Genomic DNA, 5,405 nt, shown 5'->3' with positions numbered 1-5,405 from the left:
CGGGCGGCCCGCTGCCCGTTCCCCGGGCACGCCCCGGGTACACGGGCGGCGTCCGACGGCGTGTGCGGGTGAGCGGCGGCCGGTAGCCTGCGGCCCATGCAGGCCACAGCGTTCACGTACGACCCGCAGACCCGCAGCGGCAGCGTGCTCCTCGACGACGGCACGCCGCTGCCCTTCGACGGCGCCGCGTTCGCGGCGGGGGGCCTGCGGCTGCTCAGGCCGGGGCAGCGGGTGCGGATCGAGACCGAGGGCGCGGGCGAGGCGCGCAGGATCGTCCTGGTGACGCTGCAGACCTTGTGAGGCGGACCGGGCCGCGGAACGGGCTGCCGTACGGGCCGCCGAGCGGGCTGCGGAACGGCTCGGGGACCCGGCTGCGGGCCGGGGCGGAGGCCGGGGCCCGGGCTCCGGCCCGTACGGCGGCGCACGGCCGGGCCCGGACATGCCGCGGGCCGGTCTCCCCGAGGGGAGCCGGCCCCGCTTGCGGACCCTGCGCCGGGTCCGTCATCGCTTCCTGGCAGTGGTCTTCTTCGCCGTGGTCCGCCGGCCGGCGGCCTTGCGGGCGGGCGCCTTCTTGGCGGTCGCCTTCTTCGCCGGGGCCTTCTTGGCCGACTTCTTGGCGGCCGTCTTCTTGGCGGACGCCTTCTTCGCCGAGGACTTCTTGGCGGTCGTCTTCTTGGCCGAGGACTTCTTGGCCGTCGTCCTCTTCGCCGGGGCCTTCTTGGCCGCGGTCTTCTTCGCGGTCGTCTTCTTCGCCGTGGCCTTCTTGGCGGCGCTCTTCTTGGTGGCCTTCTTGGCGGCGGCCTTGGCGGTGGTCTTGGTGCCGCCGGTCAGGCTGCCCTTCGGGGCCTTCTTCACGGCCGTGTCGTTCTTCGGCAGCCGCTTGGTGCCGGAGACGAGGTCCTTGAAGCCCTGGCCCGCGCGGAACCGCGGCACGGAGGTCTTCTTGACCCGGACGCGCTCGCCGGTCTGGGGGTTGCGGGCGTAGCGCGCCGGGCGCTCCACCTTCTCGAAAGAGCCGAAGCCCGTGACCGATACGCGCTCGCCGGTGACGACCGCACGAATGATCGCGTCGAGGACGGCGTCCACGGCGTCGGCGGCCTGCTGGCGGCCACCCATCTTGTCGGTAATAGCTTCAACGAGCTGGGCCTTGTTCACGTCTTCCCCTTCTGAGGCATTGATTGCCGGAACGAAATGTTCAAGCTTTTTCGCACGTTAGGCAGATATATACCGCAAATCAAAGGCAAAACGTCTCTCATCACCCTTGTGTCGCAACGGACTCCCGCTACGAGCGCGCGTCCAGCTCCCGCCGCAGCCGCTCCAGCCGCCTTGCGGCTCCGGCGAGATCGTGCTTCGCGGCACCCGTGATGGCGAGCAGGCGCCTTGTCAGCTCTGCCCGTTCGGCGTCCGTCGCGGCCACCTCGCGCACCTTGCGGTGGGCCTCCTTCAGCCCGGCGGCGACGGCCTCGTAGAGCGCGAGTTGGCCGTCGGGTTCCATGCGCCGATTGTGTCATCTGCGGTGAGTTGTCGCCCGGCGGCAGGCCAACCCACCGGCGCACAAAGCCCCGCGCCCGCCACCTGTCGGCGGCGGGCGCGGGGCCTCGGCTGGGGCGGAAACCGCCGGTCAGCCCTGTACGGTCTGCGGTTTGAACGCCGGTCGGGCCGCCTCGAAAGCGGCGATGTCGGCTTCGTACCGAAGGGTGATGCTGATGTCGTCGAGGCCGTTCAGCAGCCGCCAGCGGGCGTTCTCGTCCAGCTCGAACGAGGTGGTGAACGCGGGCGCGCCGGACGCGGCGCCGGCGCGCACCTCCAGGGCCCGGAGGTCGACGGTCACCTCGGTCCGCGGGTCGGCCTCGACCAGCTCCCAGAGCCGCTCGACGTCCGCCTGCGGCAGCACGACGGTCAGCAGTCCGTTCTTGAGCGAGTTGCCGCGGAAGATGTCGGCGAAGCGGGACGAGACGACCGCCTTGAAGCCGTAGTTCTGCAGCGCCCACACGGCGTGTTCGCGGGACGAGCCGGTGCCGAAGTCCGGGCCGGCCAGCAGGACGCTCGCACCCCGGTACGCCGCGCTGTTCAGCACGAACTCGGGGTCCTTGCGCCACGCCTCGAAGAGGCCGTCCTCGAAGCCGTCCCTGGTGACCTTCTTCAGCCAGTGGGCCGGGATGATCTGGTCGGTGTCGACGTTGCCGCGGCGCAGCGGCACGGCGCGCCCGGTGTGGGTGGTGAAGGCTTCCATGGATCAGACCTCCGCGGTGATCAGGTCGGCCGGGGAGGACAGCCGGCCGGTCACGGCGGTGGCCGCGGCGACCTGCGGGGAGACCAGGTGCGTACGGCCGCCCTTGCCCTGCCTGCCCTCGAAGTTGCGGTTGGAGGTGGACGCCGAGCGCTCGCCGGGGGCGAGCTGGTCGGGGTTCATGCCCAGGCACATCGAGCAACCGGCGTGCCGCCATTCGGCCCCGGCGGCCGTGAACACCTTGTCGAGCCCTTCCTCGACGGCCTGCAGCGCGACCCGTACGGAGCCGGGTACGACCAGCATCCGTACGCCGTCGGCGACCTGCCGCCCACCGACCACCTCGGCGGCGGAGCGCAGGTCCTCGATCCGGCCGTTGGTGCAGGAGCCGACGAACACGGTGTCGACCGCGATCTCGCGCAGCGGCTGCCCGGCGGTCAGGCCCATGTACTCCAGCGCCTTCTCCGCCGCCAGCCGCTCGCTGGCGTCGCTGAACGACGCCGGGTCGGGCACCTGCGCCGACAGCGGCGCGCCCTGCCCGGGGTTGGTGCCCCAGGTGACGAACGGGGCCAGTTCGGCGGCCTCGATGACGACCTCGTGGTCGAAGACCGCGTCGTCGTCGGTGCGCAGCGTGCGCCAGTACTCGACGGCCGCGTCCCAGCCGGAGCCCTCGGGGGCGTGCGCGCGGCCCTTCAGGTACGCGAAGGTCGTCTCGTCCGGCGCGACCATCCCGGCGCGCGCGCCGGCCTCGATGGACATGTTGCAGATCGTCATCCGCGCCTCCATCGAGAGCTTCTCGACGGCCTCGCCGCGGTACTCGATCACGTAGCCCTGACCGCCGCCGGTGCCGATGCGGGCGATGATCGCGAGGATCAGGTCCTTGGCGGTGACGCCGTCGGGCAACTCGCCGTTGACGGTCACCGCCATGGTCCTGAACGGGGCCATCGGCAGGGTCTGCGTGGCGAGCACGTGCTCGACCTGGCTGGTGCCGATGCCGAACGCCAGCGCGCCGAAGGCGCCGTGCGTGGAGGTGTGGCTGTCGCCGCAGACCACGGTGGTACCCGGCTGGGTCAGCCCCAGCTGCGGGCCGACGACGTGCACGACGCCCTGCTCGACGTCGCCGAGCGGGTGCAGCCGGACGCCGAAGTCCGCGCAGTTCTTGCGCAGGGTCTCCAGTTGCGTACGCGAGACCGGGTCGGCGATGGGCTTGTCGATGTCGAGGGTCGGGGTGTTGTGGTCCTCGGTGGCGATGGTGAGGTCGGTCCTGCGCACCGGCCGGCCCGCCTTGCGCAGGCCGTCGAACGCCTGCGGGCTGGTCACCTCGTGCAGCAGGTGCAGATCGATGAAGAGAAGGTCGGGCTCGCCCTCCGCGCGCCGGACGACATGGTCGTCCCAGACCTTCTCCGCGAGTGTCCTTCCCATCGCATTCCCATCGTCGTCGATTGCGAACTGCGTGTGCATGTCCGGGCCGGCGGCCGCCGGCACCGCCCGCTCCCCCCGCTCCGGACGGGGACCGGTCCGTCCAGGGTGACGCGTTCACCGGAAATATGAACTTGCGTTTCACAGTGTGAGACGCGAGTATCGTTGCATGGACAACTCTAGCGGCGTCGGCGTACTCGACAAGGCGGCTGTGGTACTGAGCGCGCTGGAGTCCGGTCCGGCCACCCTCGCCGGGCTGGTCTCCGCGACCGGTCTCGCCCGCCCCACGGCCCACCGCCTCGCGGTGGCGCTGGAACACCACCGCATGGTGGCCAGGGACATGCAGGGCAGGTTCATCCTCGGCCCCCGGCTCGCCGAGCTGGCGGCCGCGGCCGGCGAGGACCGGCTGCTCGCCGCGGCCGGCCCGGTGCTCACGCACCTGCGGGACGTCACCGGCGAGAGCGCCCAGCTCTACCGCCGCCAGGGCGACATGCGGATCTGCGTCGCGGCGGCCGAGCGGCTCTCGGGCCTGCGCGACACCGTCCCGGTGGGCTCCACGCTGCCGATGAAGGCCGGCTCGGCGGCGCAGGTGCTGCTCGCCTGGGAGGAGCCCGAGCGGCTGCACCGGGGGCTGCAGGGCGCCCGGTTCACGGCCACGGCCCTGTCGGGCGTACGGCGCCGGGCGTGGGCCCAGTCCGTCGGGGAGCGGGAGCCGGGCGTCGCGTCCGTCTCCGCGCCCGTACGCGGCCCGTCGAACCGCGTGGTGGCCGCCGTCTCGGTCTCCGGACCGATCGAGCGGCTGACCCGGCACCCGGGGCGGATGCACGCCCAGGCGGTCGTGGACGCCGCGGCGCGGCTCACGGACGCGCTGCGCAGGACGGGCTGAGCCGCAGCGCGCAGGCGCGTAAGCGGTGGCAGTACGCCACGGCCGTCCTGTCACGGACGGTGTGCGCGCACACGCCGTTCGTGCACATCGCCCGGCCCGGCCGAGGCCGGTGTGACGAGGTCGGGCGAGTCGCAGCCGCGCGGTGCGGGTGCCGCCCACCGCGGCGGCCAGGTCGGCCAAGTCGGCGGCGGGCAGCGCCTCGTGGACCAGGCTCGCGGTCCACAGCAGCGCGCGGGGTCCGACGGATCCGGCGCACCCCCGGTCAGGATCTCCCTGAGGAATCTGCGGCGGGGCACGCGGAGGGGGTGCACTGCCATCAGGCCCTCCTCGCCCGCCCGTCGGGCACCGGCGCCGCGTACGCGGGCAGCGTCATGCACAATATGGACATGGCATCCAGCGTGCGGAAGCCTCGCCCGGCATGGCTCGCCTGTCAAGGACACACAAAAAAAACCCACCCCCGCCGAAGCGGGGACGGGCCGAGTTCTCCGTGGTGGTACCCCCGACCGGATTCGAACCGGCGCTACCGCCTTGAGAGGGCGGCGTGCTAGGCCGCTACACAACGGGGGCCTTGGACGATCCCCTCCTCGCGATGGAGAGGACCTGTACCCCCGACCGGATTCGAACCGGCGCTACTGCCTTGAGAGGGCAGCGTGCTAGGCCGCTACACAACGGGGGCGAGCACATCTGCAACTGCGTTGCGCTGGGGTACCAGGACTCGAACCTAGACTAACGGAACCAGAATCCGTCGTGCTGCCAATTACACCATACCCCACCAAAACACAACCCCCGTTGCGGGGGCCCTGTTCCGGTGGCCGCCGTTCCCGGCGACGGACAGAACATTACCCGATCGCGGACCGCACTCCAAAACGGGTT

At 71.8% G+C, this 5,405-nt stretch carries 6 protein-coding genes and 3 tRNA genes; 2 read left to right on the top strand and 7 right to left on the bottom strand.

Annotated elements, in window-relative coordinates:
- The first annotated feature begins 96 nt into the window (after positions 1-96).
- A complete protein-coding gene (locus H5J30_RS16315; RefSeq protein ID WP_181788155.1) occupies positions 97-300 on the top strand; it encodes a hypothetical protein in 204 nt (67 codons plus the stop codon).
- Between the two features lie 201 nt (positions 301-501).
- On the opposite strand, the gene H5J30_RS16310 is transcribed toward H5J30_RS16315, so the two are convergent.
- The 4 genes from H5J30_RS16310 to leuC form a co-directional block, all read right to left on the bottom strand.
- On the bottom strand, positions 502-1,155 hold the full coding sequence (locus H5J30_RS16310; RefSeq protein ID WP_181788154.1) for an HU family DNA-binding protein: 654 nt from the start codon (positions 1,153-1,155) through the stop codon (positions 502-504).
- A gap of 127 nt (positions 1,156-1,282) precedes the next feature.
- Positions 1,283-1,495, bottom strand: a complete 213-nt coding sequence (locus H5J30_RS16305; protein ID WP_181788153.1) for an SCO5555 family protein — start codon at positions 1,493-1,495, stop codon at positions 1,283-1,285.
- Between the two features lie 126 nt (positions 1,496-1,621).
- The gene (leuD, locus tag H5J30_RS16300; RefSeq protein ID WP_181788152.1) at positions 1,622-2,233 is read right to left on the bottom strand and encodes a 3-isopropylmalate dehydratase small subunit; all 612 of its coding nucleotides are present in this window, start codon (positions 2,231-2,233) and stop codon (positions 1,622-1,624) included.
- Between the two features lie 3 nt (positions 2,234-2,236).
- Complete coding sequence (gene leuC / locus H5J30_RS16295; RefSeq protein WP_181788151.1) at positions 2,237-3,649, bottom strand: 3-isopropylmalate dehydratase large subunit; 1,413 nt, start codon at positions 3,647-3,649, stop codon at positions 2,237-2,239.
- 166 nt (positions 3,650-3,815) lie between these two features.
- Between leuC and H5J30_RS16290 the strand changes: the two genes are divergently transcribed.
- Complete coding sequence (locus tag H5J30_RS16290) at positions 3,816-4,532, top strand: IclR family transcriptional regulator (protein ID WP_047018299.1); 717 nt, start codon at positions 3,816-3,818, stop codon at positions 4,530-4,532.
- A gap of 491 nt (positions 4,533-5,023) precedes the next feature.
- Here H5J30_RS16290 and H5J30_RS16285 read toward each other — a convergent pair.
- The 3 genes from H5J30_RS16285 to H5J30_RS16275 all read right to left on the bottom strand — a co-directional run bounded on the left by H5J30_RS16285 (position 5,024) and on the right by H5J30_RS16275 (position 5,304).
- Positions 5,024-5,099, bottom strand: a tRNA-Glu gene (locus tag H5J30_RS16285).
- 36 nt (positions 5,100-5,135) lie between these two features.
- Positions 5,136-5,208, bottom strand: a tRNA-Glu gene (locus H5J30_RS16280).
- Positions 5,209-5,232: 24 nt separating this feature from the next.
- Positions 5,233-5,304, bottom strand: a tRNA-Gln gene (locus H5J30_RS16275).
- Positions 5,305-5,405: the final 101 nt, after the last annotated feature.

Origin of the sequence: Streptomyces phytophilus (assembly GCF_013870535.1) — a bacterium.
GTDB lineage: Bacteria > Actinomycetota > Actinomycetes > Streptomycetales > Streptomycetaceae > Streptomyces > Streptomyces phytophilus.
Note: the sequence above shows the minus strand (reverse complement) of the source record. Positions and strands in the feature narration are given on the sequence as shown.